Source organism: Candidatus Methanomethylophilaceae archaeon (assembly GCA_017524805.1).
GTDB lineage: Archaea > Thermoplasmatota > Thermoplasmata > Methanomassiliicoccales > Methanomethylophilaceae > Methanoprimaticola.
Window position 1 is genome coordinate 148,137 of sequence record JAFXUX010000008.1, and the last position, 25,295, is coordinate 173,431.

The 25,295-nt window shown below is 55.6% G+C and carries 28 protein-coding genes and 2 tRNA genes; 10 read left to right on the forward strand and 20 right to left on the reverse strand.

The window, feature by feature from the left end; genetic code table 11:
* Nucleotides 1–3: 3 nt before the first annotated feature.
* The 5 genes from IKP20_02550 to IKP20_02570 form a co-directional block, all read right to left on the reverse strand.
* The gene (locus IKP20_02550) at nucleotides 4–414 is read right to left on the reverse strand and encodes a ribonuclease HI family protein (protein ID MBR4503839.1); all 411 of its coding nucleotides are present in this window, start codon (nucleotides 412–414) and stop codon (nucleotides 4–6) included.
* On the reverse strand, nucleotides 405–752 hold the full coding sequence (locus IKP20_02555; protein MBR4503840.1) for an aspartate 1-decarboxylase: 348 nt from the start codon (nucleotides 750–752) through the stop codon (nucleotides 405–407). Before IKP20_02555 ends, IKP20_02550 begins: the two co-directional genes overlap by 10 nt.
* A gap of 50 nt (nucleotides 753–802) precedes the next feature.
* The gene (locus IKP20_02560; GenBank protein MBR4503841.1) at nucleotides 803–1,579 is read right to left on the reverse strand and encodes an ABC transporter ATP-binding protein; all 777 of its coding nucleotides are present in this window, start codon (nucleotides 1,577–1,579) and stop codon (nucleotides 803–805) included.
* 8 nt (nucleotides 1,580–1,587) lie between these two features.
* Nucleotides 1,588–2,571, reverse strand: coding sequence for an iron ABC transporter permease (locus IKP20_02565; GenBank protein MBR4503842.1), 984 nt, complete (start codon nucleotides 2,569–2,571; stop codon nucleotides 1,588–1,590).
* A gap of 73 nt (nucleotides 2,572–2,644) precedes the next feature.
* Nucleotides 2,645–3,748, reverse strand: coding sequence for an ABC transporter substrate-binding protein (locus tag IKP20_02570; GenBank protein MBR4503843.1), 1,104 nt, complete (start codon nucleotides 3,746–3,748; stop codon nucleotides 2,645–2,647).
* A gap of 258 nt (nucleotides 3,749–4,006) precedes the next feature.
* On the opposite strand from IKP20_02570, the gene IKP20_02575 reads away from it, so the two are divergent.
* Nucleotides 4,007–5,878 (forward strand): hypothetical protein, encoded by a 1,872-nt coding sequence (locus IKP20_02575; protein ID MBR4503844.1) that lies wholly within the window; start codon nucleotides 4,007–4,009, stop codon nucleotides 5,876–5,878.
* A 155-nt stretch (nucleotides 5,879–6,033) separates the two neighbouring features.
* On the opposite strand, the gene IKP20_02580 is transcribed toward IKP20_02575, so the two are convergent.
* Nucleotides 6,034–6,106, reverse strand: a tRNA-Asp gene (locus IKP20_02580).
* Nucleotides 6,107–6,299: 193 nt separating this feature from the next.
* A tRNA-Asp gene (locus tag IKP20_02585) sits at nucleotides 6,300–6,372 on the reverse strand.
* Nucleotides 6,373–6,485: 113 nt separating this feature from the next.
* Here IKP20_02585 and IKP20_02590 point away from each other — a divergent pair.
* Nucleotides 6,486–6,887 (forward strand): VOC family protein, encoded by a 402-nt coding sequence (locus IKP20_02590; GenBank protein ID MBR4503845.1) that lies wholly within the window; start codon nucleotides 6,486–6,488, stop codon nucleotides 6,885–6,887.
* A gap of 7 nt (nucleotides 6,888–6,894) precedes the next feature.
* Here the strand turns inward: IKP20_02590 and IKP20_02595 are convergent, their stop codons facing one another.
* From IKP20_02595 to IKP20_02610, 4 genes are all read right to left on the reverse strand, one after another.
* A complete protein-coding gene (locus tag IKP20_02595; protein MBR4503846.1) occupies nucleotides 6,895–7,245 on the reverse strand; it encodes a hypothetical protein in 351 nt (116 codons plus the stop codon).
* A 76-nt stretch (nucleotides 7,246–7,321) separates the two neighbouring features.
* Complete coding sequence (locus tag IKP20_02600; protein MBR4503847.1) at nucleotides 7,322–7,651, reverse strand: hypothetical protein; 330 nt, start codon at nucleotides 7,649–7,651, stop codon at nucleotides 7,322–7,324.
* A gap of 112 nt (nucleotides 7,652–7,763) precedes the next feature.
* Nucleotides 7,764–8,966, reverse strand: a complete 1,203-nt coding sequence (locus IKP20_02605; protein ID MBR4503848.1) for a SufD family Fe-S cluster assembly protein — start codon at nucleotides 8,964–8,966, stop codon at nucleotides 7,764–7,766.
* Between the two features lie 4 nt (nucleotides 8,967–8,970).
* Nucleotides 8,971–9,675, reverse strand: coding sequence for an ABC transporter ATP-binding protein (locus IKP20_02610; GenBank protein ID MBR4503849.1), 705 nt, complete (start codon nucleotides 9,673–9,675; stop codon nucleotides 8,971–8,973).
* 119 nt (nucleotides 9,676–9,794) lie between these two features.
* Here IKP20_02610 and IKP20_02615 point away from each other — a divergent pair, with 119 nt between their 5' ends.
* Nucleotides 9,795–10,376 carry a flavodoxin family protein gene (locus IKP20_02615; protein MBR4503850.1) on the forward strand — a complete coding sequence of 194 codons (582 nt, stop codon included), beginning with the start codon at nucleotides 9,795–9,797 and terminating at the stop codon, nucleotides 10,374–10,376.
* Between the two features lie 8 nt (nucleotides 10,377–10,384).
* On the opposite strand, the gene IKP20_02620 is transcribed toward IKP20_02615, so the two are convergent.
* The 3 genes from IKP20_02620 to IKP20_02630 are packed head-to-tail and all read right to left on the reverse strand — an operon-like array spanning nucleotide 10,385 to nucleotide 12,656.
* On the reverse strand, nucleotides 10,385–11,098 hold the full coding sequence (locus IKP20_02620) for a hypothetical protein (protein ID MBR4503851.1): 714 nt from the start codon (nucleotides 11,096–11,098) through the stop codon (nucleotides 10,385–10,387).
* Nucleotides 11,083–11,598: a hypothetical protein gene (locus IKP20_02625; GenBank protein ID MBR4503852.1), complete on the reverse strand. Its 516-nt coding sequence runs from the start codon at nucleotides 11,596–11,598 to the stop codon at nucleotides 11,083–11,085. Before IKP20_02625 ends, IKP20_02620 begins: the two co-directional genes overlap by 16 nt.
* A gap of 17 nt (nucleotides 11,599–11,615) precedes the next feature.
* The gene (locus IKP20_02630) at nucleotides 11,616–12,656 is read right to left on the reverse strand and encodes a hypothetical protein (GenBank protein MBR4503853.1); all 1,041 of its coding nucleotides are present in this window, start codon (nucleotides 12,654–12,656) and stop codon (nucleotides 11,616–11,618) included.
* Between the two features lie 112 nt (nucleotides 12,657–12,768).
* Between IKP20_02630 and IKP20_02635 the strand changes: the two genes are divergently transcribed.
* Both IKP20_02635 and IKP20_02640 read left to right on the forward strand, forming a co-directional pair.
* Entirely contained in the window at nucleotides 12,769–14,913 is a 2,145-nt protein-coding gene (locus IKP20_02635) for an AAA family ATPase (GenBank protein ID MBR4503854.1), read from the forward strand.
* The gene (locus tag IKP20_02640; protein MBR4503855.1) at nucleotides 14,910–16,175 is read left to right on the forward strand and encodes a hypothetical protein; all 1,266 of its coding nucleotides are present in this window, start codon (nucleotides 14,910–14,912) and stop codon (nucleotides 16,173–16,175) included. Before IKP20_02635 ends, IKP20_02640 begins: the two co-directional genes overlap by 4 nt.
* A gap of 55 nt (nucleotides 16,176–16,230) precedes the next feature.
* Here IKP20_02640 and IKP20_02645 read toward each other — a convergent pair whose 3' ends face one another.
* Complete coding sequence (locus IKP20_02645; protein ID MBR4503856.1) at nucleotides 16,231–16,986, reverse strand: ABC transporter permease; 756 nt, start codon at nucleotides 16,984–16,986, stop codon at nucleotides 16,231–16,233.
* Nucleotides 16,983–17,837: an ABC transporter ATP-binding protein gene (locus IKP20_02650; GenBank protein MBR4503857.1), complete on the reverse strand. Its 855-nt coding sequence runs from the start codon at nucleotides 17,835–17,837 to the stop codon at nucleotides 16,983–16,985. Before IKP20_02650 ends, IKP20_02645 begins: the two co-directional genes overlap by 4 nt.
* A gap of 292 nt (nucleotides 17,838–18,129) precedes the next feature.
* Between IKP20_02650 and IKP20_02655 the strand changes: the two genes are divergently transcribed.
* Genes IKP20_02655 through IKP20_02665 form a run of 3 tightly spaced genes read left to right on the forward strand, consistent with a single transcriptional unit; the run spans nucleotide 18,130 to nucleotide 19,997 of the window.
* A complete protein-coding gene (locus IKP20_02655) occupies nucleotides 18,130–18,288 on the forward strand; it encodes a hypothetical protein (protein ID MBR4503858.1) in 159 nt (52 codons plus the stop codon).
* A gap of 42 nt (nucleotides 18,289–18,330) precedes the next feature.
* Nucleotides 18,331–19,248, forward strand: coding sequence for an ABC transporter ATP-binding protein (locus tag IKP20_02660; GenBank protein MBR4503859.1), 918 nt, complete (start codon nucleotides 18,331–18,333; stop codon nucleotides 19,246–19,248).
* A complete protein-coding gene (locus tag IKP20_02665; GenBank protein MBR4503860.1) occupies nucleotides 19,245–19,997 on the forward strand; it encodes an ABC transporter permease in 753 nt (250 codons plus the stop codon). Before IKP20_02660 ends, IKP20_02665 begins: the two co-directional genes overlap by 4 nt.
* Here IKP20_02665 and IKP20_02670 read toward each other — a convergent pair whose 3' ends face one another.
* The gene (locus IKP20_02670; protein MBR4503861.1) at nucleotides 19,998–20,636 is read right to left on the reverse strand and encodes an HAD hydrolase-like protein; all 639 of its coding nucleotides are present in this window, start codon (nucleotides 20,634–20,636) and stop codon (nucleotides 19,998–20,000) included.
* A 169-nt stretch (nucleotides 20,637–20,805) separates the two neighbouring features.
* Between IKP20_02670 and IKP20_02675 the strand changes: the two genes are divergently transcribed.
* A complete protein-coding gene (locus tag IKP20_02675) occupies nucleotides 20,806–21,936 on the forward strand; it encodes an SEL1-like repeat protein (GenBank protein ID MBR4503862.1) in 1,131 nt (376 codons plus the stop codon).
* Here IKP20_02675 and IKP20_02680 read toward each other — a convergent pair.
* The 3 genes from IKP20_02680 to IKP20_02690 are packed head-to-tail and all read right to left on the reverse strand — an operon-like array spanning nucleotide 21,897 to nucleotide 24,222.
* Nucleotides 21,897–22,556 (reverse strand): HAD hydrolase-like protein, encoded by a 660-nt coding sequence (locus tag IKP20_02680; GenBank protein ID MBR4503863.1) that lies wholly within the window; start codon nucleotides 22,554–22,556, stop codon nucleotides 21,897–21,899. The two genes, IKP20_02675 and IKP20_02680, sit on opposite strands and share 40 nt — an antisense overlap.
* Nucleotides 22,553–23,302 (reverse strand): ubiquinone/menaquinone biosynthesis methyltransferase, encoded by a 750-nt coding sequence (locus IKP20_02685; GenBank protein ID MBR4503864.1) that lies wholly within the window; start codon nucleotides 23,300–23,302, stop codon nucleotides 22,553–22,555. The genes IKP20_02680 and IKP20_02685 overlap by 4 nt, the downstream gene beginning before the upstream one ends.
* On the reverse strand, nucleotides 23,302–24,222 hold the full coding sequence (locus tag IKP20_02690) for a prenyltransferase (GenBank protein ID MBR4503865.1): 921 nt from the start codon (nucleotides 24,220–24,222) through the stop codon (nucleotides 23,302–23,304). The genes IKP20_02685 and IKP20_02690 overlap by 1 nt, the downstream gene beginning before the upstream one ends.
* Nucleotides 24,223–24,327: 105 nt before the next feature.
* Between IKP20_02690 and IKP20_02695 the strand changes: the two genes are divergently transcribed.
* Nucleotides 24,328–25,293, forward strand: a complete 966-nt coding sequence (locus tag IKP20_02695; protein ID MBR4503866.1) for a Na+-dependent transporter — start codon at nucleotides 24,328–24,330, stop codon at nucleotides 25,291–25,293.
* Nucleotides 25,294–25,295 lie beyond the last annotated feature (2 nt).

Sequence of the window (25,295 nt, forward strand, 5' to 3'; positions counted from 1 at the left end):
GTTTCATAAAAGGCTTCGGTTCGAATCCAAGGTTCTGTTCACCAGCTCGTCCGCTTTCGGGATGAATTCCTCGTGCCTGCGGACGTTCCTGTATTTCACGGAAGGTATCAGCGATGCCAGCGCCACGGCATCGTCGTGCAGCGCCTTCATGTCCGGGGATTTCACCTTGTACTGCCCGGTCATCTGCCTTATGACCAGCTGGGAATCCATGACGAATTCGGCTTCTTCCGCGCCCAGATCCAGCGCCTCTTTGATCCCGGCGATGAGGCCGCGGTATTCGGCGTAATTGTTGGTGCGGACCCCCAGGAACTCAGACTTTTCGCGGATGATTTTCTTGTCCAGCGTCACGACCACGCCGTACGCAGCCTTCCCTGGGTTCCCTCTGGATCCGCCGTCGGTGTAGATTATGTACATCGGTATACCAGGTCCCTGACGGGCTTGTTGTCGCCGTCGACCAGCACGACTTTGGCATGGATCGGATCGTTGGTGAGCTCGAAAGCCATTATGATGACCTTGTCGCCTATCTCGCACATGTGCGCCGCGGCTCCGTTGAGCGCTATGATTCCGGATCCGCGCTCTCCCGGCAGGGTATACGTCTCGAAGCGGCTTCCGTTGTTCACGTCGGCCACCAGAACCTTCTCGCCCACCCATATGCCTACCCTGTCTAGGAGGTCCAGATCGACGGTTATGCTGCCCTCGTAATCGGGGCGGGCCTCCGTGACGGTCGCCCTGTGGATTTTGCTGCGGATCATCCAGCGCATGCGCGACCATCGGCGTACAATAAATGAACTTTCCGTCGGTTTCAGCCTTTGAAGGAACCGTAGAGCCTGACGGTATTGGCTCCGCGCTCGTCTTTCTCGAATTTGGCGTCTATTCCGAACACGATTCTCATGTTCTCTTCCGTGAGTATGTCTTCGGGCCTGCCCATGGCGAAAATGTTGCGGTCGTGAATGAGAACCATCCTGTCGCAGTAGCGGGCGACCATGGGAAGGTCGTGGGACACTATGACGACTGTGAGCCCCTTCTCGCGGGATAAGTCCCTGATCAGATCCAGGATCTCGAATTGCATGTTGATGTCGAGATGCAGCGTGGGCTCGTCCATCAGGATGATGTCCGGGGATTGGGCTATGGCCCTGGCGATGATCGCCCTTTGCCTCTCCCCGCCGCTCATGGTGTTGATGTGGCGGTCGGCCATGTCCGAGATTCCGGTCTGCTCCATGGCTTCCTTTATTATGCGCTCGTCATCGGAGGTGAGGCCTCTCAAAGATTCCTGGAACGGCATCCTGCCCATCTCCACGATCTCTCTGACAGTGAATGCGAAGCGTATCTCGTTGGATTGCGGCACGACGGCTACTTTCTTGGCTATATCCTTCTTTCTCATGTCAGCGATGTCGTCCCCCTCAATGAGGACGCATCCATGCTCTGGAGAGAGGTTTCTGTTGAGATTCTTGAGGAGGGTAGATTTCCCGCATCCGTTCGGGCCGAGTATCCCTAGTATCTCCCCTTTGCCGACGCTGAGGCTGATGCTGTCGAGGACTTTCTTCTCCCTGTAGGAATAGCTGAGTTCTTCGACATCCATTTTCCCGCTCACCATCCCACCTCCTTTTTCCTGCTGCACAGAAGATAGATGAAGAACGGCGCTCCGATGATGGCTGTGACTATCCCTATCGGAAGGACGCCGAAGAACTGGGCGGCATAATGGGCTATGAAGTCGCACATCACCACGAAGGCTCCCCCGCCGACGGCCGACAGAGGAAGTATCAGGCGGTTGTCAGGGCCGAGGATCAGCCTTATCATGTGCGGTATGACCAGCCCGACGAATCCTATGGTGCCTGCGAAGCATACGCAAGCGGCAACGACGAGGGATGAGACGACGAGAAGGAACAGCCTGGTCCTTCTGACGTCGACGCCCAGGTCCATGGCATGGGCATCCCCAAGCATCATCGCGTTCAGGTTCATGGATTGGGTAAGCATCAGAGCGATTCCGATGAAGATTATCGGGAGCGCAACGCATATCTCATTCCATCCGGCATCTCCGAGGCTTCCCATGGACCAGAACACTATGCTCCCCATCTTCTCGCTGGGCGCGACGTAGGTAAGGAACGAGACCAGCGCGGAGATCAGAGACGAGACAGCGACTCCGGCGAGGACCAATGTCTCGGTTTTCACCAGGCTTCCTCCGGAGCGCGATATTGTGTAGACCAGAACCATCGTCGCGAAGCACAGAACGAAGGCGGCCAGCGGCTGGGTGATTGCCATCGGGATCAAGGATATCGGGAATATTATGGCCAATGCGGCTCCCAGAGACGCCCCAGAAGACAGCCCAAGGATGTAAGGCGTGGCCAGAGGGTTTCTGAACACCGCTTGCATCACGCCTCCGGTTACTGCGAGGCCGGCGCCTATCCCTATGCCGAATACGATGCGGGGGACGTTGTGCCCGTTGACGATGATGTCGTTGGCCCACGTCCCATGGCCTAGGAGAGCATCCACGACTTCGGCGATCGAAAGCATTTCCTTCCCGGCGATGGAAAGGTCCAGGAAGACGAATATGAGGAGGAGGGCCAAAGATATGGCCATCACAATCAGCGACGATGCGATTCCGCGCTTAGCTTTCATTCTCCTCCTCCTTGTGTTTGGGTTCCGCTCAGGCCTTGTTCTTTTTCAGCTTGAAATAGAGGCCGATAAGGGCTAAGAGAAGGATCGCCGACATCGCAGCCGCGGCGTATACGATGTATTTCCCAAGGCCCTTGTCTTCGCTCGGCTCAGGGGCAGGTTCAGGAGCGGGCGTCGGCTCGGACGCATACAGCGCATTGGCGATCTCGGTGAGACCATCAGCAGATTCTGGGCACCAATTGTTCCACTGGAGGCCCATCGGGATGACTTTGATGGTCCTGTCTCCGGAGAACACTTCGTTGTAGAAGTCATCTAGAGTCTTCCCGGCGCTGAAGTATGAGTTGGACACGAACACTACGGCATCTTTGTTGTTCTCCAGAAGCTTGGTTATGGCATTGACGTCGCCATATCTGGCGGCAGAATTCGAAGGGTCATATCCTATGTTGTTGGCCTTGCAGACGTCCAGCATCGATTTCATGATTCCGGTGTTGCCGATCTGAAGCGATTTGCTGTAATACCAGACGTAGAGCGCTTTGGGTCTGTCGGTTCCATCGAAACTGGCCGCTTTGTCTTCCACGGCTTTGATCTTGCTCTTCATCGCAGTGATGGAGTCCGGGATGCTTCCGGATGCGATCAGCGAAACGTCCTCCACCATTTTGACCAGATCGGAATAGCTTTCGATGGTATTCCAAACGAGGATTCTGGTGAATCCCTCTTTGCTGAGTTTTTCGCGGAGCTCGAGGTTGCTGGAATAGCTGGTCAGGATGATGGTATCGTCGAGGGAGAATTTCCCGCTCTCCACCATCTTCACTATTGTCGTGATGATGTATTCGTGGTTGGTGGTCCCATAGAAGCTTTTGAGATCCTCGGCTCTGAGGTCCTTCAGCTCTTCGAATTTAGTGTATTCGTAGGTGGAATACATGTCGACTGCCACGATTTTGTCGACCGCTCCGGCATCGGCGATGGTGAGCGCGGTAGCGGATCCGTTGAGGATGATCTTGTCTTCGGCTTCCGCGTATTCGAAAGTCATTCCCGTCCCGTCGGTGACCGTGAATGCGGCTTCGGAATCCTCGGCGAGAATCGGCACCATGCAGATGGCAATGATGGCGATTGGTATCAGCATTATTCTGTTCATGTTTTTACCTGCGTTATTAAGAAAACAATTGTCTGTGCTACCATAAAGGGATTGATATAAAATTCTATTCAGTCAGAATTATCCGATTTGTGTCAAATTTCTAATCCAATAAAAACGATGCCAGCAGAGAGGATCGGTTTGCATTCTCATGGTTGCGCGGCGAGTCCCGGCAATTTATCCGAAGAGACATTTTCTGCGGCCAGCGAGGGACTTTTTTGCCAAACATAAATTAAAGGAACATTGCCACCACGGACTGCTATGGGAAATAAGAATTCGATGATATTGATTGTCTGTGCGCTGGCGATCCTTGCGATCCTGGCCGGACTGTTCCTCACGCATCCCGGAGAAAAAAGTGATGCGGGGAAGAAATCTCTGGAAACCGTAAATGTAGGGGTCTACAACATGTCCTACTTGCCCTACGACATAGCTGACGACCGCTATTACGAAGATGCGAAGCCCCTGTCGGAATATAAGAACGGCGACTTCCAGTTCAAAATCGTGGAAGGCGAGAAGGAGGTTCTGTACATCACCCTCGAAGACTTCGCCCGCATGTACAGCGACGACTACACCGAAGGCTGCACCGGAGCCGTCACCACCAGCGGGAACATCTCTACGTGGACGATCAAGGACAAGAGCGGCAAAGAGGTCTACCACATGACCATCGATGCCAAGAGCATGACGATCTCAGGGAACGGCAGGCCGTACGAAGCGATCAAGCCGTACGAGATCAAGAACACCTTGATGGAGCAGGTCAAAAACGAGGCTACCGACCTCGAGAACGCCGATAAGGAGTATGTGTACTCGTTCAAGGGTTACGGCCTGGACCCCATTGTTGATGGCGGTAAGGTCTACTATCCGATCGGACTGCTCTCCGTCCACGCCCAGCACGAGATCAACAGGGCGTTCCTATACTCCTCTGCTGACAAGATACTGTTCGAGTTTGCGGTGGAAGATCAGAAGGAAATGTCATTCGATTTCGGGAAATACGAGAGCACCGCGACTATATACAAAGTCGTGGAAGAATCCTTCAAGCAGTACGAAAAGGAGAATGACGGCGAAGTCACCTATACGACTCCGATGTACGTCCTCGAGCACACCAAGAGCCTTTTCTACTACCTGATGGACAACTATTACGGGCTCGCCAGCGTGCTCGGATACAAGAGCATGGGAGATTACTTCCGCAACACCACGTACGAAGATGATTTCCTGTCCGAAAACCCCAGGGTCCGCTCGGCGGCTTACGGCGTGGCTGTCTCGCTTCTGAACGACGCGCATTCCGGTTTCACCGGGTCCAGATACATCGGCGAAAATGCGGGTCTTGCCGGCAACAGCTACTTGCAGACTCTCAACAGGGACCGCCTGGCTCTCAACCAGCTGCTTTCCTCGCAGAGGGACGCCGAGCTGAAGAAGGCCGGAGACAAGGTGGATTCGACCGACGTCAGATACAGCTCCGACGGAAAGACCGCATACTTCTCGTTCAACGATTTCTATATCGCGACTTATTTCAAGGATCCGATGGACGATTATGACAGAAACAAAGACGCATACTATCTGTTCGTCAAGAACCTCAACGAAATGAAGAACAAGGGCGGCGTCGAAAGGGTCGTCATCGATGACAGCCTCAACGGCGGCGGTTACGTAATGGTCATGGGCAAGATCCTCGCCCTCATATCCAAGAACAACTATGCGGAACTGTTCTTCAAGGATGAGAGCAACGGCCAGGTGATCAAGTACAGCTACCAGGTGGACTCCAACGGCGATGGGAAGTACGATACCGACGATTGCTTCGGACTGCACTTCAAGTTCTACATCCTGACCAGCGCGTATTCCTTCTCCTGCGGCAATGCGTTCCCATACTATGCGAAGGCGTACGGGCTTGCGATCACGGCCGGAACCGCATCGGGCGGAGGCGAGTGCACCGTCGATACAATATACCTCCCGTTCGGCCAGAAGATTGCCCATTCGGCTACGACTCATGTAGGCATCTACGACGCGGAGAAGAAGGAGTTCACCGGCGTAGAGCGCGGTGCGTCGGCCGACATCAGTATCGATGTGAACCCGTACAACGTGGATCAGATGTCCGCGGCCATAGAGGCCTACGAAAAACTGCACCCAGAAAAATTCTTCTGAGCGAGGATCCAAACTTCGGGGTCATGCGCCCCGATCCCTTCCTTCTTTTTGATCGGAACGTTATGATGCCGGGTCCAAGGCGCTTTGATTCGGATCCAAGGAGTCTTATTCTAAACGATCAGCCAATCCGAGAAATGCGCAAGAATTAGGATGAGCGCCCTGGACGGAATTCGAATCCGTGTCAAAGCCTCGACAGGGCTTTATGATAGGCCACTACACTACCAGGGCAACGGGGTTCGGTTAGAGTCAGCCAATATTTATGGGTTTTCTGTGTCCAGCGTTTGCCAACCTTGAACGCGAAGGCTCTCTTTTGATCCTATGAACCGAAATCGCTGTCGGATGAAGAGCAACCAATAGTGTTATGTCCGCAGAAAATACGCGATAATATGCGAAAATCGAGAAAACGCTCGAAAAGGATGAGCGCCCTGGACGGAATTCGAATCCGTGTCAAAGCCTCGACAGGGCTTTATGATAGGCCACTACACTACCAGGGCAACGTAGGAGGGTACATCGGTTGTGTATATAAAGATTTGTATGTTTGGCAAACTCGCCACCAATTTTTTTCAGGTGCTTCCGCTTTATATATGGGGCCGGAGATTAAATGGCCATGCCGATCGGGGATCCCCATGGGGGACTTTTCGAATATACCGTGGAAGGGCTGCCGGAATCCATATTCGCATTCAGCATACCTGTCTCTGATGTCTCGAAATCGGCCGAATTCTATCGCGATATGCTTGGGATGCAGATTCTGGGGTCGAAAGACGGCCGCGTCTATATGCGCAGAGGGGATTGCAGAATCGTTCTGTGCGAATCCGCAGCCGCGGGGATAGACACCGGCGTTTATCTGGCTGTGGATTCCCCATTCAGCACGCATCGCCGCCTAATAGATGAGGGCGTGGAGTTCGTCACCGATCCCGCGCGCACTCCGTTCGGGGTGGAGACGTCGTTCTTCGATCCGGACAGGAACATCATCCACGTGATCGATTCCCAATCCGATTTCAAGCTCTGAGCCGCTCTCATCCCAAGAAGAAGTCTTTCACATGGGGCCGCAGCAGATAGATAATGGTCAGGATGTTGATCAGTATCGACGCCACGCCGATGATGTTCACGATGGGGACCGGAATCATCAGGATGCCGCCGATGATGCCAAGAACGGACAGCAGCAATCCTATGTACCACATGGCGTCCCAGCCCTTGAAGATCCCGACTGACATGAGAATTATGATCAGAGAGGAGATCAAAGTTATCGGGCCCCAGAACATGTGGTGGCCAGCTATGAGCCAGACGCCTCCGATTAGCGTTATGACTCCCAAAGCAAGATAAAGGCAAGCTACCAAAGTGACTGCGATAGGTCTGTCGGCGGCCATGCGGGCCTATCATCGGATGCGGATAAAGATTTTCTTGTCTCCGAGAAAAGGGCGGGGCACAGGCCCCAAAAGAGTTTCAGTCGAGGAAGTAGGATTTCACGTTGGGTCTGAACAGGTAGTAGATGATCACGATGTTGATGATGATCCCTATGATACCCGCTGGCAGGCTGAACAGGCCAACAACGATGCCGATGATGGAGAAGATCAGCCCAAGGTACCACCAAGCTTTCCATCCCTTCAAGAATCCGAGAGCGATTACGAAGCATATCAGGGCGCCTATTCCAGGTATCGCAGATCCCACTAGGCCAACCGGGCCTAATGCCACGATGGACAGGAGCAGCGCCAAAGCGGCGAGAGCCATCAATATCCCGAGGACTATGTACAGCAATGCCACCAACGTAACCATTAAAGGGGCTTGTTTATCTGCCATAAAAAGATGATTGGGTGGCACCGATATTTATAGTGTGCGCACCCGGGATAATTTGGAAGAAGTTGGCGGATTTTTCCGCCGTTTTTCTTCAGTTACCGAGGTTGGCCTGCCCTATGGCTGTGTCCAGATCTTTCTGCAGGGATTCCGGGAGACCGTTGATGCTTCCAGACAGGAAACCTTTCACGATCATGCTGACGGCTTGGTCCTCATCCAGACCTCTGGACATTATGTACTCGATCTGATCCCTGGCGATCTTTCCGACGGCCGCTTCGTGGGTCATCTCCACGTCCGCTACGTGGGCTTCCAATTCGGGTATGGCCAAAGTGGATCCGCCGTCCTTCAGGATGATGCTTCTGCATTCCAGATGGGCTTTCACGCCCGGGGCGTTGCCTACGAGGCGGCCTCTGGCGCACATCTTCCCGCCCATGGAGATGCTTCTGCTCATGATCTCGGCCCTGCTGCCGAATCCGTTCAGGTTGACCATCCCTCCGGTGTCGATGTCCGATCCGGCATGTGCCAGGCACACGGTGTTGTATGTGGTGGACGCGCCCTCGGCGAGGTCTGCGGCGGGGAAGCTCTGGATGGATCCCACCGGGTTCAGGAGGATGTAGTTGTTGACGTAGTTGGAGTTCTTCCCGACGACGGTTTTCGTCCTCGGGCGGACGTTGGTCTTGTTGCCCCAGCTGTGGACCATGGAGTAGGTGAGGTTCGCGTCGTCGCCGATGTACATCTCGGTGACTCCGACATGCAGCGAATCGTTGGCGTGGTGGGCGGTGGTGCACCCGGTGATCATCTCCAGAGACGCGCCATCCTCCACGATGATGATGTTGTGGACGTTCTGGACCGTTCTGTTGGTCTTCAGAAGCATGCACGACTGCATCGGGGTCTTGATGTGGTATCCGGATTTGACGCGGACGAAGAAGCCGTCCCCATCTTCGAGATAGGTCTTGGCGGTGTATTTGTCCTTCGCGGGGTCCATGGCGTTCCACATGAAGTCTTTCAGGCCATCGTGTTTCTTGAGCGCCTCGCTGACGGACGTTACTTCCAAGCCTTCTTGGATCTTGGGGCTGCAATGGCTCATCCCGTTGTCGATGAACAACAGGCTTCCGGAGCGGGCCATCTCGTCCGCCACCACCCCGACCTGTTCCATATATCTTTTGTACTCGGAACTATCCAGATCGGATATCTGGTCGGCATCTTTGGAGCCCTCTTCGTACATTTCCAGGTCTATGTCTTTGCCGTAGGCGCCTTTCTTGTTCAGGGCCTCTTTAACCGAATCTCTGCCTGGCATCGAATCACTCCCCGTAGCCGTTCTGCTTTATGTTCCTCAGGAGGTCTGCGGGTTTTCCTGTGCGCTGGATGACCCCTTCCTTCATGACGTAGCCGCGGTCCGCGCCGATGTAATCCAGAATCTGTCCCGTGTGGGTAATCACGAGGGACGACACGTGCCTCGCCGAGCCGGAAGCGGAGTCGAAGAGCAGATCCTTCACTTTGTTGCCGATGAGGTCGATGCTCTCCAGATCGACGCCCGATTCAGGCTCGTCCAGGAGTATGAATTCCGGCTTCTGGGCCGTAAGCTGGAGTAGCTCGGACCTTTTTATCTCTCCGCCGGAGAAACCGACGTTGATGTCTCTCTCCAAGAACTCCCCCATCTTGAAGTTGGAAGCCTGGTCCAAGACATCTTTGTTTTTGGCGGAGGCTTTCACGAGATCGCCGAGCTTCACCCCGAAGATGTTGGGCGGCCTCTGCATCATCATGCCTATCCCAAGCCTGGCGCGCTCGTCCACGCTCATGCCAGTGATGTCCTGCCCTTTGAAAAGGATCTTTCCCTCGGTCACTTGGCATGTGCTGTAGCCCATGATGGTGGAAAGGAGCGTGGATTTACCCGAACCGTTCGGCCCGAACAGAACGCATGTCTCACCTTCTTCGACCGTCAGGTTCACTCCTTTTAGGATCTCCCTGCCGCCCGCTTCGGCGTGGAGGTCCGCAATTCTCAGCATCTCGGTCATTGAATCTCCTGCGTTCCCTATATCAAATTGATACTTAAACCCGCATTCTTGATGCGCCAAAAAAGCCTGCGATACAGCAGTTATTTTTATCGAATGCCGTATGCGCTGGCATGAAGGTCATCGCGCTCAACGGGAGCCCGCGTCCGCTCGGGAACACAAGCAACATTCTGAACGAGGTCCAGGATGAGTTCGAGAAGGAAGGGGTGGAGTTCGAGATCGTCCACCTTTATGAGTACCAGTTCGCCAACTGCAACGTCTGCCTCACCTGCGAGATACGCGGCGACGGCAGATGCATGGACGAGGACGATGGCTTCAATCCTCTGCTGAACAAGCTCCGCGCCGCCGACGGCTTGCTTCTGGCCGCCCCATCCTATGCGGGAGCGTGCCCCAGTGTCATGCAGACTTTCCTGGAGAGGGCGCAGCTCGTTTTCGAGAAGGGGGATCTGGGATTGAGAGGCAAGGTCGGAGGGGCCATCGCGGTCCATTCCCATCAGGGAGGCTCGCTGGTATTCAACCAGATGGTGGATTTCATGCTAAACAACTGCATGATCGTGGCCGGCTCCAATCCGCTTCCGATAGTGCGTGCGCTCAACTCGCCTCAGTATTCGGACGACGTCTCCGGAATGAAGGGCGTAAAATCCCTTGTCGCAAGCATGGTCTCCGCGCTGATGCGCCTGAATGGGTACGAATGAGATTCCTTTCAGAAGAAATAGAATCCGCAGCGTCCGTGGATGCACGCTTTTGCGGCCGCTTCCATCCTTTCGACGGGCCCCGCGTAGCGCCTGACAGCCATTTTACCTTCTTCGGGAAGCTTCTCCCTGAGGATTCCGCACTCTTTCAGGAGTTTATCGGCATCCTCGCGTGCGAATCTGCGTCCGGATTTGGCCGATTCCGGGGCCGAAGCCACTATTTCGCAGCCATATTTCCCGGCGATCTGCGGGAGAAGGGAATTGTCCGGGCCGAAAGCTCCGATGCATCCGCGCCCTTTGTCCCATGAGAGCGGGCATTTGCCGCAGATCTCGGACATATCGTCGAACGAGATCATGTCCCAGCCCGTCATGGATTCCTCCGCGGCGGAAATGGCTTTCTCCCTGTCGGAGGCCGACAGCCCTTCCAAGGAAGCCCATCCGCTGACGGATTCCTCCGAGAGAGGCTCCAGAATCTTCCTGTCCGCTTTCTTAAGGCTGCTGATGTAGACGAAATCCTCGCTGGGGTCCAGGGAGTTTCTCTCCGCGAAATCGTCCCAGTCTTGGACGGCTTCCATGGCCTTCTCGATGGGCACCACCCTTTCCTTCTCCAGGATATCGTCCAATCCGCTTCCCTCTTTCACACGGACCCTTATGATCTGTCTTCTCAGATCCCCGCATCCGGCGCATTCAGAGTCCTCGTATCCTATGCCTATGTTGATTCCCATCGCCTTCTCCTCCTTCTCGATTCCTTCTCAAGGATCTCGTATTCCTCGTCGGTATCGTTGGCCAGCCTGTACGTCACGTATCCGTTGGGGTCATACATCTCGAGGAATTCCTCCCTGTGGTCTTTGTATTGGCAGTAATAGATCGGAATCCTGAGCAGCTTCAGAGCGGCGACGATCCCGATCATCCCGGTGACGAATACCCCGATTTTGAGGCTAGCCTTGCCGCCCTCGATCTCCAGAACGTCTCCGGAGGTTATGAGCCCTTCCAAGTTCCCGAAGTTTATGATGAACAGGAACCATATGTACCCCACAATGAGCGCGGCTATCTGCGCCCATATGCGCTTCGCGTCGCCTTTCCGGAAGTAACCTATGGCGAAGGCTGCGGCTGCCATTATGGGGCTGAACATGACGGATCTCCACAGGATGTCCGATATCCCTTGGATGCTGTACCCTGTCAGGTCCAAGTCGAGGCCGAAGGCTTTGGGATTTTCGAGGACCATGATTGCGATATAAGGGATCAGGGCGTACAGAATAAGCGCCCAAGTTGCGCGGATAGCCCCTCTGGCCGGGCTGTGGATGCCCATCGGAGCCCTCCATTCATCGTTTCCAGCGTTTTGAGGGCTTTTATCAGTCCCTCGGAGGAGTCCTTCGGGATCACCGTCGACACGTTTCCGGATGAGATGGTGATCTCCCCGTTTTTCTCAAGCGATTTTGCGAGGGATGCCGACGGGGGATCGTTCCTCCCGTCGATCTTGAGGACTCCGCCGGACATCTCGTAGTCCGCGTAAATTCCCATTTTTCCGGCGGAATCCGGCGCTATGCCGATGAAGGACAGCACTGGAATCCCCGTCTGCTTGGAAATGCCGCTTATTATGTCGGTATCCACTCCGTAAGTGGAGAACGCGAACTTTTCCGCGGCCGGCTCGGATTCTATCTCGGCGCTCATTTTAACGCTGGCGCCATAGTTGAGATCCAGTTCCAGCGTGGTCCCGCATCCCAGGGAGAATGCGGCATATGCGATGACGTAGGGGACGGTGAAATCGAGGCGGAGGATGCTTCCGTTCTCCCGCGTCGATGATATCGCCGGGATGGAAATATCCGATCCGGAGAAGCGCAGATGGGCGCTGGCGTCGGATATGCTGGCGATGGCCTCAGGCAGATGGACGTCCATGACCGTCCTCACCGATACGGCGTCGGAGTATCTGACGGCTTTCTGCGAAGCCAATTTGCCGTCCGAATCGAAAACTCTGGCTTTCACCGCCCCGCTTTCGATCACTTTCTTGGCTACTTGAAGCGCGTTTGCGGAATCGACGGGATCGGAATATTCGCCATACGTTATCACGCATCCCTGCAGCCCTTGAACGGCTTCGGAAATGTTCAGCGCGAGGCATTCGGCATTCATCTCCTGGACGTCGTATTCCGCGCCGGTGGAGATTTCGATTTCTCCCTCGGCATTTCCCATTCCAAGGAGGGCCGACGCTACCGGAGCCAGCAGAACGGCGAAGATTGCGATGGATATCGCGGCATGGAAAAGTCTCGCCGTCGTTTCCGCTTTCATGTTTTGGGTATCGAAATTGCACATAAAACTGTTGGCGATGGTTTCTATTTCTCGTAGATTCTGAATCCAAGAATAACACCATATAAAAAGGGGATGCAGGATATAGCATCCAGTGAGTTCCATGTTCCAGGTCGCGATTTATGGCAAAGGAGGCATCGGGAAATCCACGATGGCCGCCAACATCTCCTATTCCCTCGCTTCGCGCGGCCGCAAGGTCATGCAGGTCGGCTGCGATCCGAAGCACGATTCGACGCGCCAGCTGCTGGGAGGAAGGGCGCAGACCACCGTTCTCGATTACGCCCGCTCCGTCCCGGTTCTGAAGAGGAAGCTGGAGGACGTGATAGAGACCGGCGCCGGAGGGGTCATCTGCGCAGAGGCCGGAGGCCCAGAGCCCGGAATAGGATGCGCCGGACGCGGGATTCTCACGACTTTTGACACGCTGAAGAAGCTGGGCGCGGATTCCCTGGATGTGGACATAAAAATCTATGATGTTCTCGGGGACGTGGTGTGCGGCGGGTTCGCCGTTCCTCTGAGGGGGGAATATGCTGATGCGGTCGTCTTGGTGACTTCCGGGGAGTTTATGTCCATGTACGCCGCGAACAACATCATGAAAGGGCTCTCCAATTTCGATACCGGAAAGCCCCGTCTGCTCGGGATGATACTGAATTGCCGCGGGGTGGAGCACGAGCTGGAATCGGTCGGGAGGTTCGCTGAAGCGGCGGGCGTCCCGATAATCGCCGTCATACCCCGCGACTACTCATTCAGGGAAGCAGAGGCGAAAGGAGCCACCGTCCGCGAGCTGTTCCCAGATTCGGACATCTCCGCGAGGATAGATTCCATCGCCGACGCTATCTCCCAGGCGTCAGATGGCAAGGCCGAGCTTCGCTACCCCCATCCTCTGGACGATCTCCAGCTCACCGATCTGGCCGCCGGAAGGGAGATACGCCCCGGTTCAGGGGAATCCCAGCCGCGAGTGGCCTGCTCCGGATGCGGGCGCAGAACGTCCATCAAAGGGACGAGGATAATGAGCTCCTGCGCCGCATATGGGGCGGTAGCCGCCTTCACCAGGCTTACTGATTACACGGTACTGATCCACGGCCCGCGGAGCTGCATGTATCTGATGGACATGTCCCGCGGGAGCATATCGATGAAGCTCCATTCCAAAGGGGCGTACGATACCTTGCCTACGCACAATCTCCGCTGCACCATGATGGACGATTCCGTGTCCATATTCGGCGGTGTCCGCCTTCTGGAGGAATCCTTGGAGGAATCGATTTCGGAGGGATGCGATAAGATAGCCGTGGTCACCGCCTGTATGCCGGGGATAATCGGCGATGACAGCGTCGGGGCGATCGAGAAAGTTTCTTCGAAGCATCCGGGCACGGAAATATGCTGCATCCAAACCGACGGGGACGTTGCCGGATCGTTCGACGAGGGCATGGCGATTGCTTCCGAGTTCATCTGCGGGCTGATAGACGCATCTGTCAAGCCGGAGCGCGGGCTGGTCAATCTCGTGTCTTATTCGTTCTTCAACATCGAATCCAGCAGGTATCGGAGCGAGCTTGGGCGCATCCTATCCCTGTTCGGGCTGAGCGTCAACTGCAGGTTCCTGGATGAGACCACGTCCGAACGCGTCAGGGACTTCTGCAGGGCTTCAATCGACCTTCTGGTATCCGGGGACAAAATGACCGCCGGGATGATGGCGTCGATATCGGAGCGCACCGGCAGAAAACCGTTCCCGCTTCCCCTGCCGGTAGGCATGAGACAATACTCCGAGTGGCTTCGTCTCATGGGCGAGACCTTGGGCATGGAAGAGGCCGCAGAAACGGAGCTCAAACGCGCAGAAGAGGAGTACGGCAGGTTCTTGGCAGATCACAGGCACCGTTTCGAAGGCAAGAAAGCTATAGTACTGAACAGGAGAGGCGACTGGCTCGCGGAGCTTCTGGACGATCTCGGGGCCGAGATAGTCCGCATGGGGATGATGTCCGGGCTTCCGCGGACGTATACTACCTCGTCCGATCGCTTATCCAGCAGGATCACGGAGGATTACTCCTGGGAGATGCTGGCCGAAGACCTCAGGCAATTCGATCCCGACCTTCTGATCTCAGATCTTCCATATCCAGTGATGGGGAGGTGCAGGGTCGCCAGGACAAGGAAGGTCGGCATCGGGATCATAGGCGCCATGGATTATGCCGTCTATCTGGAGAACGTCATGAGGCTCCCTCCTACGGAGGGCTGGAAGGAGGCCGTGAAATGAGGAGTCTCCCTGACGGTTTCAACGGCGCCATCATGGCCGTGGAGAGCATAGATGATGCCGTCGCATTCCTGCACGGGCCCGGAGGCTGCAGGGTGAGGCATATGGTGCATTCCAGCGCTGTATATCCCAGGATGGCACCGGGGTCCGACGAGGATTGGTTCGGTCCCTATTATTATGGATATCCTCGTGTGCCGGCGACGTATCTGGACGAGTACGATTTCATCAACGGGGCCTTCTACAAGCTGGACGAGGCTCTGCCGATAATCGCCGGAAAGAAGCCGTCGCTGATAGTCGTCATCAATTCTCCGGGCGCCGCGCTGATCGGGGACAATATAGAGAAGGCGATCAGGGACAACGGAATGGAAGACGTGGCGATATACATGGACGAATCCCTGGTCTCCATGCCGGTCACCGAGTGCTATGGCCACATGATGAGGGCGATAATGAGGCACCTCTCCCCGAAAAGGGGCGTGGTCAGGCCCGGGACCCTGAACATATTGGGTCTGTCCCTTTTGGACAAGGACTGGGCCGCGGCCAGGGATGAGCTGTGCGGATACGCCGAATCAATGGGTCTGGAGGTCATCTCGACTCCCGGGGCAGGCGCTTCTGTGGCCGATCTTATGGCGTCGGCGGATGCAGAGTTCAACATGGTGGTATGCCCGGAGATGTGCGCCGGGCTCACGGAATATTACGAGTCGCTCGGGATCCCGACGGTCCGTTCACCGGCAGGGGCCCCTGTCGGTTTCTCGGCCGTCAGGGAATGGATAACGGCGCTTGCCAGAGCGTCCGGGAGGGACCCGTCGCCAGCGCTGGAGAAGGTCCGCAAGGCCGAGAGGGCGGTATACGATAAGCTGTCAGGAATGAGGTACATGCCGCTGAGGATCAGGGCACTTTCGTTTTCCGCAGCGGAGACGGCTTCCGTCGTCAGGCCTCTGACGGAGTGGCTGTACGGATATCTCGGGATGATCCCGATTGCGGTCGCGGTCGATCCCGGCTCGGATGCCGGCGAGATATCCGCCCTGAAAGGTTTCCTGGATTCCCATGGCATGGGCGATGCGTTCGGTAAGGAGCCGGTCGAAGGCAGCGATGTCGTCCTATGCGAGGGCGTCACGGCTAACACCATGGCCATGCGCGGATGCATCGGGATACCGATAGGCCATTCGGGCAGCGGATTGGACGACATGATCCCCCGTCCCATATACGGGATCCAGGGGGCCAGATACATACTCGATGAATTGGTCCACGGCGTCAGAGGGTCATGACCCGCCACTGCCGATCAGAAACAATTGGGAATGGCTGGGGGTCTCCCCCTCAGCCTCATATTTTCTTGGTTTTCAGGAGATAGATATCCACCGCGAAGAACGCGACGGCGAACGCCAGCAGCACAACGAGGGATATCCAGGGGAAATCCAGATAATCCGGGAGCGCAGCGGCTCTTATTATTTCGCTGGCGTGGGTCAGCGGCAGGCAATACAGGATCGCCTGGAATACCGGGTTCAGAGAGCTGACCGAGAAGAACGTGCCGCAAAGGAACGTCATGGGCAGGATGATCAGGCTGTTCAGGGTTGCCATCGTCTGGTGGGATTTGGCCATCAAAGCGACGGCAACGCCCAGAAGCGAGAACGCGACGCACGAGAGTATTATGCAGATTATTATCATCGGCGAGAGGACGAGCTCCGGCGCAAGGAACAGGCCCAGCGCGTAAAGCAGGAAGCAGCTCAGCATCCCTCTCAGGAGCCCCAGGACGCATTTGCCAAGGACGATCGATGACAGGCTCAGCGGGCACATCATCATCTCGTCGAAGCTTTTGTAATAGAGCCTCTGGACGTTCATCCTGGTCGCGCTGGCCGAGAACGACGACGACAGCGACGACAGCGCCGCGATACCGGGAATTACGAAGGCGACGTATGAGACCCCTATGTCGGTCTCGCCGGTTCTGAGCCCGTATCCGAAAGCTATGAGATACAGGAGCGGGCTCATGATGCTCATCACGAGGATGTTCAGGAAGTTGTGCTTGAAGAACATCAGGTCTCCCCAAGCCACGTGGAACGTATCGACAAGGAGGTTGCTCATGTCTGCGCCCCCACGCTCTTGCCGGTAAGCTCTACGAACACGTCTTCCAGATTGGTCTTCCTTATGGAGACATCCCCTTCTTTGGTGGCCGCGAATTCCTTTGCTTCATCTCTGTCTTTGAAGTATCTGTATACCGTCTTGCCGCCTTCCGAATACTCCACCGCAGTCGATCCGACTTTATCGCAGAGGACGCGGGGCTCGTCCAACGCTATGATCTTCCCTTTGTCGATGATTCCGACCCTGTCGCAGAGGGATTCGGCCTCTTCGATGTAATGGGTGGTCAGTATGATGGTGGTGCCTTCGGCATGCAGTTTCCTGATGATGTCCCAAAGAAGGCGGCGCGCGTTGATGTCCAGACCCGATGTCGGCTCGTCCAAGAACAATACTTCGGGGTTGTGGAGCATAGCGCAGACGATGGCCGCCCTTTTTTTCCATCCTCCGGAGAGCGAGTCCACGGGTTTGTCCAGATATTCTTCCAAGCCGAAGAAATCGGTGAGCTCGGCTATCTTTTCCTCGCGCTCCTTCTTCCTGATGTCGTGGTACATCGCGTGGGAGATCATGTTCTCGCGGATGGTTAGGTCTTTGTCCAAGGAGACCTGCTGCTGGATGACCCCCATGCACATTTTGGCGGCCGAAGGCTCTTTTTTCACGTCGTGCCCTCCCACCTTTATGGAGCCTTCATCGAATCCGGTGAGCGTCGCCACGCATCTCAGCGTAGTCGTCTTCCCAGCGCCGTTCGGCCCCAGAAATCCGAAGAGCTCCCCTTTATGGATGCTCAGGTCGAGGCCGTTCACGGCGGTTTTATCCCCGAACCGCTTAACCAGACCTTTTATCTCGATTATGTAGTCCATCTTATCACTCGGAACGCTATTTTGACGCCGTAGGATGTCCAGTGGCTTTGGAGACCAAGTATCGCGTCACTTTGTTGGACAACATGTTCTTCTAATCTATATATGCGCGTTTGCGCGGTTTTTGGATGAAGACAGTTAAGCTGGATTGGATGGCGATTCAGTCCAGCATCGCTATGAATAACTCAGAATACAATAATTACAATAACTACAAGATTAACAATAATTACAACATACTGTTATTATAGTAGAAATACGTAGTATGATTGCTGGGAATTATTCCTGGAGGGATTGAATGAATAGCACAGTGGTAGCAGACAAGCAGATCAAAATGAACGGCAACAGCCTTTCGATCCACATCACCAACGAAGCGAAGCTTCTGGGTCTTGGATACAACGATGTGGTCAGAATCACGCTTGAGCGCATAGATGATAGAGACTCTATAAGATACTGAACAACGTGTCTGTTAAATATCTTCTAAAGATACCTTCTGGCAATGGCGACCAACCCGTCGAAGAAAGCCCCCATTCCGGAAGGTATCTCCGATTGTTCCCCTTCCCCGGAGAATGATGCGATAGTCTCGGTGGAAGGCCTAACCATACGTTTTGGGAGCTTCACAGCGGTGGACGGGCTGACGTTCGGCATAAGGCGCGGCGAGGTCTTCGGTTTCCTGGGTCCGAACGGGGCCGGGAAGACGACCACGATACGCGCCATAACAACCATCCAGAGGCCGACGTCCGGGAAGATAACCATAGATGGGCACGATTCCGCCACCGATTATCTGGAGGCCAGGAAATGCATCGGGATAGCCCAGCAGCACATCAGCCTCGACAAGGACCTGACGGTCAGGCAGAACATAAAGTACCATGCCATGCTCCACAAGATTCCCAAGGACGTAATGGAGCTCAGGATAAAGGAACTGTCCGATGTCCTCGGCCTCGGCGAGCATATGGACAAGATGATTGCCGATCTCTCAGGAGGGTGGAAGAGGAAGGCGGCCATCGTATGTTCTGTGCTCCATGAGCCGTCCATCCTGTTTCTGGATGAGCCTACGGCCGGTTTGGACACCCAATCGCGCCATCTTCTTTGGGAGCTGGTCCGCACCCTCAACTCAAGGGGCACGACGATATTCCTGACCACGCATTACATAGAGGAAGCCGAATCGCTGTGCGACAGGGTGGCCATAATAGACAGGGGCAAGATGTCCGCAATAGGCACCGTCGACGAGCTCAAGAGTCTGATCGGCGGCACCACTGTCGAGGTGACATGCGGGAACAAGGTGGAAACGCACCACTTCGCGTCGATGGAGGAAGCCAGGGCATTCGCAGACGGCATCAAAGATTCTTACATCAACATCAGGATGACGACGCTGGAGGACGTTTTCCTGGCGGTATCCGGAGGGAGTCTAAGATGATCCTCTGGGATATCATAGACGAATCCTATCGCGTCGCTTGGGGCGATCTCTGCTATATCAAAGGGAACCTGGCCGAGACCGTATTGACCGGGATAGTGGGGCCGCTACTGTACCTGCTGGCCTTCGGATACGGGATAGGCGGAAGCATGGGCGGAGGCCAGGATTACATCGTTTTCATCGTGCCCGGGATTATAGCTCTCACAACCCTTTCGGCGACCTTCAGCACTGTATCGATGAAGATCCTGGTGCAAAGGCTGTTCTATATGAGCTTCGACGAGATGCTCCTCTGTCCGATACACATAGCGTCGGTAGTGATCGGGAAGACCTTGTCGGGTGTGATACGCGCTCTGATCAGCTGCACGATAATAATGCTGGTCGGCCATCTCATCGCCCCTGACGTCTCGCTTTCGCTGTGGGCTTTCCTTCTGGTGATATGGGCGTCGTTCATGTTCTCGCTGCTCGGCCTTCTGGCGGGGATGGCGGTGAACAAGACCAACACCCTCTCGCTGATATCGAGCATGGCGATAGTGCCGATGACGTTCCTTTGCGGGACCCTGTTCAACGTTTCGGCGCTTCCGGGTTGGGCTGCGGCCGCCATTTACGTGCTTCCGCTCACCCACGTAAGCCAGCTGTCGAGGGCCATCATGCTGGATATGGCGATCCCATTGGATTCGATCGCGATGATGGTCGCGTATACCGCCGTTTTCTTTGCGCTCTGCTGGGCGATGATAAAGACGAACAGGTGCTGATCAGAATATCCTGCGGAAATCTTCGGGGGATTCCGCGTACGGGATTCCCTTCCCTTCGCAGAACTCTTTGGTCAGCCCGTATCCGTACGTCGCGGCGACGAAATCGATTCCCATTTTCCCAGCGGATTCCATGTCGTCGTCGCAATCGCCGATCATCACGGCATCATCCGCTTTCGCATCGGCATCGTCGAGGCATTTCTGGATTAGCTGGCATTTGTTTATCGGCGTCTTCAGGTTGGTTCCGTTCACCGATAGGAAGCAATCTCTGATGCCGAGTTTCTCCAGGGTTTTCACCGAGAACTCTTCGACCATCATGGTCGCCACGCACATGACGTATCCTTTCGTTCTAAGATACTCCAAAGATTCCTTGGTCCCAGGGAAGCCGCCGCATAGGGAGAAGCCCTTCTCGATATAGTGGGAAACGTAGATTTTCACGGCATCCATGATTCTGTCCTGGGAGATGCCGAGGATTCTGATCATATTCTCCACGAACGGGCCCCCAAGGCCGCTTCTGTAAGATTCCTCGGAGATCTCGGTTATGCCGAAGGCTTCTGCGGTCTTTCTGTAGCAGTATAGTATGCCTTCCGACGAATCCGAGAGCGTCCCGTCGAGATCGAAAATGAGCAGCTTCTTCATCATCGGAAGAGGGATGCGCCCATCATAAAACAATTTTGCCGTGGAATTCGGAGGGTTTATCTGCGTCTCGCTCCGAGAATGCCGGAATCCGCATGGCAGTCAATGTCATCTGATAAACGGCTGTCCCCAAACGAATCGCAATCAATATCCGTCTCTTTCGCATCATGCGCGCATGGATTTCAGCGAAGCGATCGGGAAGGCAGAAGCGGGGGATGCCGATGCAATGGCGGAGGCTGCCAGCATGCTGCGCGCAGGTGAAGGCACGGAGAAAGATCCGTCTCGCGCCGCGGAGCTCTACAGGAAAGCCGCCGATATGGGCTCAGTCAAGGCCGCCGCTTCTTTGGGGTACATGCTGATTGTCGGGGAGGGCGTCAAGGCCGACCCAGCGGATGCCGAGAAGTATCTCAGCATGGCCGCGGAAGCTGGGGATCCTGTCTCCATGGGAAACCTTGGGTTCCTTTTCTCGTCTTCCGACCCAGCTCGCGCGCTGGATTATTACAGGAAAGCCGCCGATATGGGAAGCGCTTCAGCCATGAAGAGCCTCGGCGCCATGTATTCCTCCGGCCAGGGAGGGCTTCCGATGGACAGGGCGAAGGCTGCGGAGTGGTATACGAAAGCCGCGGACCTCGGCGATATGGACTCCATATGCGTCTTGGCATCCATGTATCGCATAGGGGACGGTGTCCAGCAGGATAAGAAGAAAGCGGCGGAGCTGTACAGGAAGGCCGCAGACATGGGCGAAGCCGATGCGCAATACGATCTGGCTTTCATGCTCGATTCCGGGGAAGGGATCCCTGAGGACCGCGCCGAAGCCGAGAGATATTTCCGCATGTCCGCCGACCAGGGCGATTCCGACGCCTGCCTGTGCATGGGCGGGATCCTTTTCGAAAGGGGAGACTACAGGGCCGCAGAGGATTATTTCCTGACGGCGGCGATGAAAGGCGATGTCAAAGCGGAGTACAATCTGGGGCTGCTGTATGCCGGCGATTATTTCGGCTCCCCAGACCAGAGCAAGGCCAAGGAATGGTTCGAGTCCGCGGCCGAGAAGGATTTTGCATACGCGCACACCATGCTCGGGACCATGGATCTGGAGGCCGGAGACGCGAAGAAAGCTGAGAAGCGTTTCAGAAAGGCGGCGATGCAGGGCGAACCCACGGCGATGTACAACCTCGGCGCCATGGGGCTCTCCGGGCAGGCATCCTTGGATACCAGAGAGGCGGCGGAATGGCTCGCGAAGGCGGCCCAGGCCGGTTATGAGCCGGCTTATGAGCTTCTCATGAGGCTGAACGCGCAGGATCGGTGAAGAAGCCCTCCGAGGGATTCTATCTCCCATGTGCAGGGGATGCCGTCCGGGCACAGGCCGTTGCGTCTGTTGACTATCGCCGAGTCGATCCCGGCGTATCTTGCGGCGACCGGGTCATGGGGGCCGTCGCCCACGTAGATCGCATCCCCGTTCGGGACGTCGAAATAGGACATCGCCAGCAGGATGGGGTCCGGGCAAGGCTTGTGGAGATCTGTGTCCTCATAGCCGACTATGGCTTCGGGCAGGTCTCCCATGCCGTATTTCTCCATCAGCCTCACGATTTTGTACCTGTATTTGCCGGAGGCTATCGCAATGTGTTTCCCGCGGGCCTTCAGCTCCCTCAGAACACGTTCCGTCTCCGGGAAAGGCTCCGCGGCCATGTACGCGTCGGAGCGGACTATCTCCATGAACTTCCCATAAAACGCATCGCGCTTTGATTCGTCCACTACAAACTTGTCGAACATCTGTTCCATAGATAGGCCAGCGAACTCCGGGAATCTGGAGTGGTCATACTCCAGGCCGACCTCTTGCATCGCATTGTCAAGGATTATCTTCAGGCCGATGCTGGTGTCGAACAGCGTGTTGTCGAAGTCGAAGATGTACAGGGAGTATTCTTTCATTTGGATGCCACGTAGATGTTGACTGCCCCGAAAGATTTGACGTGGTATCTCGCGTTCTCGAACCCGGCTTCCCTGAAGATCTTGACCATGTCCTCGCCGTAAGGGAACCCTTCGATCGAGGACGTGAGCCAATCGTATGCCGGCTGCCTGCCGTCGATCGATTCTCCCTTGTCGTATTTGCGGCCGTATTTCTTGATTCTTTTCATGTAGATGTTGTAGAAATAGCGGACGACCCCGTTCTTAGGTTTGGAGAGCTCGGCGACTACGACCTTTCCGCCGGGGGCTAGAACCCTGTGCATCTCCGAGACCGCCTTCAGGATGTCGGTGACGTTCCTGAGCATGTAGCCGGATGTGACCAGATCGAAGGAATCGTCCTCGAAATCCAGGTTAAGGGCGTCTCCGACCCTCCAGTCGATCTTCACGGGGAGGCCGAGGTCTTTCTCCTTCTTCTCGGCGAGCTCCAGCATCCTCGGCGTGATGTCCACCCCGATGACTGTTGATCCGGGCCCGGCCTTCCTTGCAACGTGGAACGCTATCTCTCCGGTCCCAGTCCCGACGTCCAGGCATCTTTTCCCGGATATGTCCCCGGCTTTCTTCATCATGAATCTGTGCCAGCCCTGGACCATTCCCATGGACATTATGTCGTTCATCTCGTCGTAGTAGTCGGCAATCTCGGTGAAGACGTCCTTGACGTATTCCTCCTTGCCTTCGAACTGGTTCCCTTTTTTGAGCTCTTCTTCCGCCATCACATCACCAGGGGCAGCGCATAGTACTGAATCAGATATCCGGCGACCAGCAGCACGCCGAAGTGCCAGTTGAGTTTGAATGCCAGCGGCACGAGCATGAACCCGGCGTGGGGGTCGTCGCGGGCGTTCCTGCCGTTCTCGATCAGCTTATGCAGGTCGTACAGCGTCAGGAAAGCGAGAGCACAGCATAAAGGTGCGCATCCCGCGAGGATGAGAGCCAGGAGGATCGGGAAGGCTATGGCGTTCTCGAACAGGTAAAGCTTCATCCCGTTTTCGTAAGACATATGCTGGGAGAGGGTCTTCGCCCCGGCTTTCCTGTCCTCGTCGTAGTCGCGCATCTCGTTCCCGGAGAGGACCGCGGTGATCATGAACGCGTTCGGCAGCGAGAGAAGGAAGACTTCCGTGGAGAACAGCTCCCCGGTCAGCACGCAGTACGTGCCCAGAGGCATCAGGATTCCCATCAGGAAGAAGACGCTGATCTGCCCCATCCCGAGGTACTTGTATGAGATGCCCAGGGTGTAAGTCCCGGCTCCGATCACCCCGAGGAGCCCGTATACCAGTATGTCCCATCCGGAATGCCAGATGAAAACCAGCCCGAGAAGGCACGCGATACCTAGGCAGGCGACCCCGGCCATCAGAACGGATTTCGGCTTCAGCTTGCCGGTGACCAGCTCCGGAGATCTCGTCTCGTTCTCGACGGTGTCGGTCCCTTTCTTGAAATCCCCGTATGTGTTCAGTATGTTGGCCGCGGATTGCAGAAGGATCCCGCCGATCACGATCAGGATGAATATCGGCAGATCGAATTTCCCGTCATGGAGGGCGACGGCCCCGCCGATCAGCACGGGAACCACGGCTCCGTGAAGCGTCCACGGCCTGAAAACGTTGTACCATCCGGCCTTGACCGGCTTCACCCCTGCCATGGGGCACCGTATGGTTTCATGCTAAAAACCGTTTCGTACCGACGAAGATTAATTTTTTAACGATTATCGATAAATTTAAAATGAATAATAATAATCCTCGCGCCGATGTCCGCGATCACATTGCTGAAGAGCAGCGCCTTCATGATGACTCTGGCGCTGGTCGTTGCGCTGGCCACCAATTTCGGCGGGGCGTTCCCCGGGGGCGTCCTCACGGCGGACGTCCGCTCGAATCTGACTGTCATTATACTCGCAGTGATGCTCACCGTATCTCTGTCCAGGATCCCATACAAGAATCTGAACCCGGTGACCCACAGCAGATCCGTCCTCAGGGCGGTTATTCTGGGTCTGGTGATATCGTCTCTGATCCCTCTTGCAGGGTACTTCCTTCTCAAAGATACCGAGTTCGGCAGCCAGGCGATGGGTCTTGTGTTCATCGCGGCCACGCCTTTCGCCGCATCCGTCGGCCCGCTGTCGTACATCCTGAACGGCGATATGGAGCACGCGATGAGAGGGACCATCGTCGTCTACGTTCTCGCGCTCCTTTGGATCCCGTTCATAGTGTGGATAGCTTTGGGAGAGGTGGTGGACATGACGAACGTGTTCATCACGGTCATAGAGCTGATCGCAGTTCCGCTGATCCTGTCCAGGCTCCTGACGAAGGTCAATATGAACAAGGATTATATGGCGGTCTTCCTGAACTGCTGCATATTCGTTCTCGTGTGGCTGTCCGTCGGCTCCACCAAGTTCGCCGGCGACGCTTGGATATTCGCCGCATTCCTGCTCATCGCCGCGCTCAGGTCGTTCGGCCTCGGAATCGGGGTGGAAGTCGTCGAGAAGAAGATAGGGATCCACTGGTCCCAGAGGGTCACAGACATCCTCATGACTTCGTACAAGAACAAGGGGATAGCGATAGCCACCTGCATGGCGGTCCTGGGACCCACCGGCCTGGCTCCGATAGCCATGGTTGCCATAGCGACCTCGATCGTCGTCGAAGTCCTGTGGGTGGCGTTCATGGATTCGGTCCTGTTCGGAAGGAAGAGGATGGAGAAGGAAATCGCTTCGGAGGCATGAGG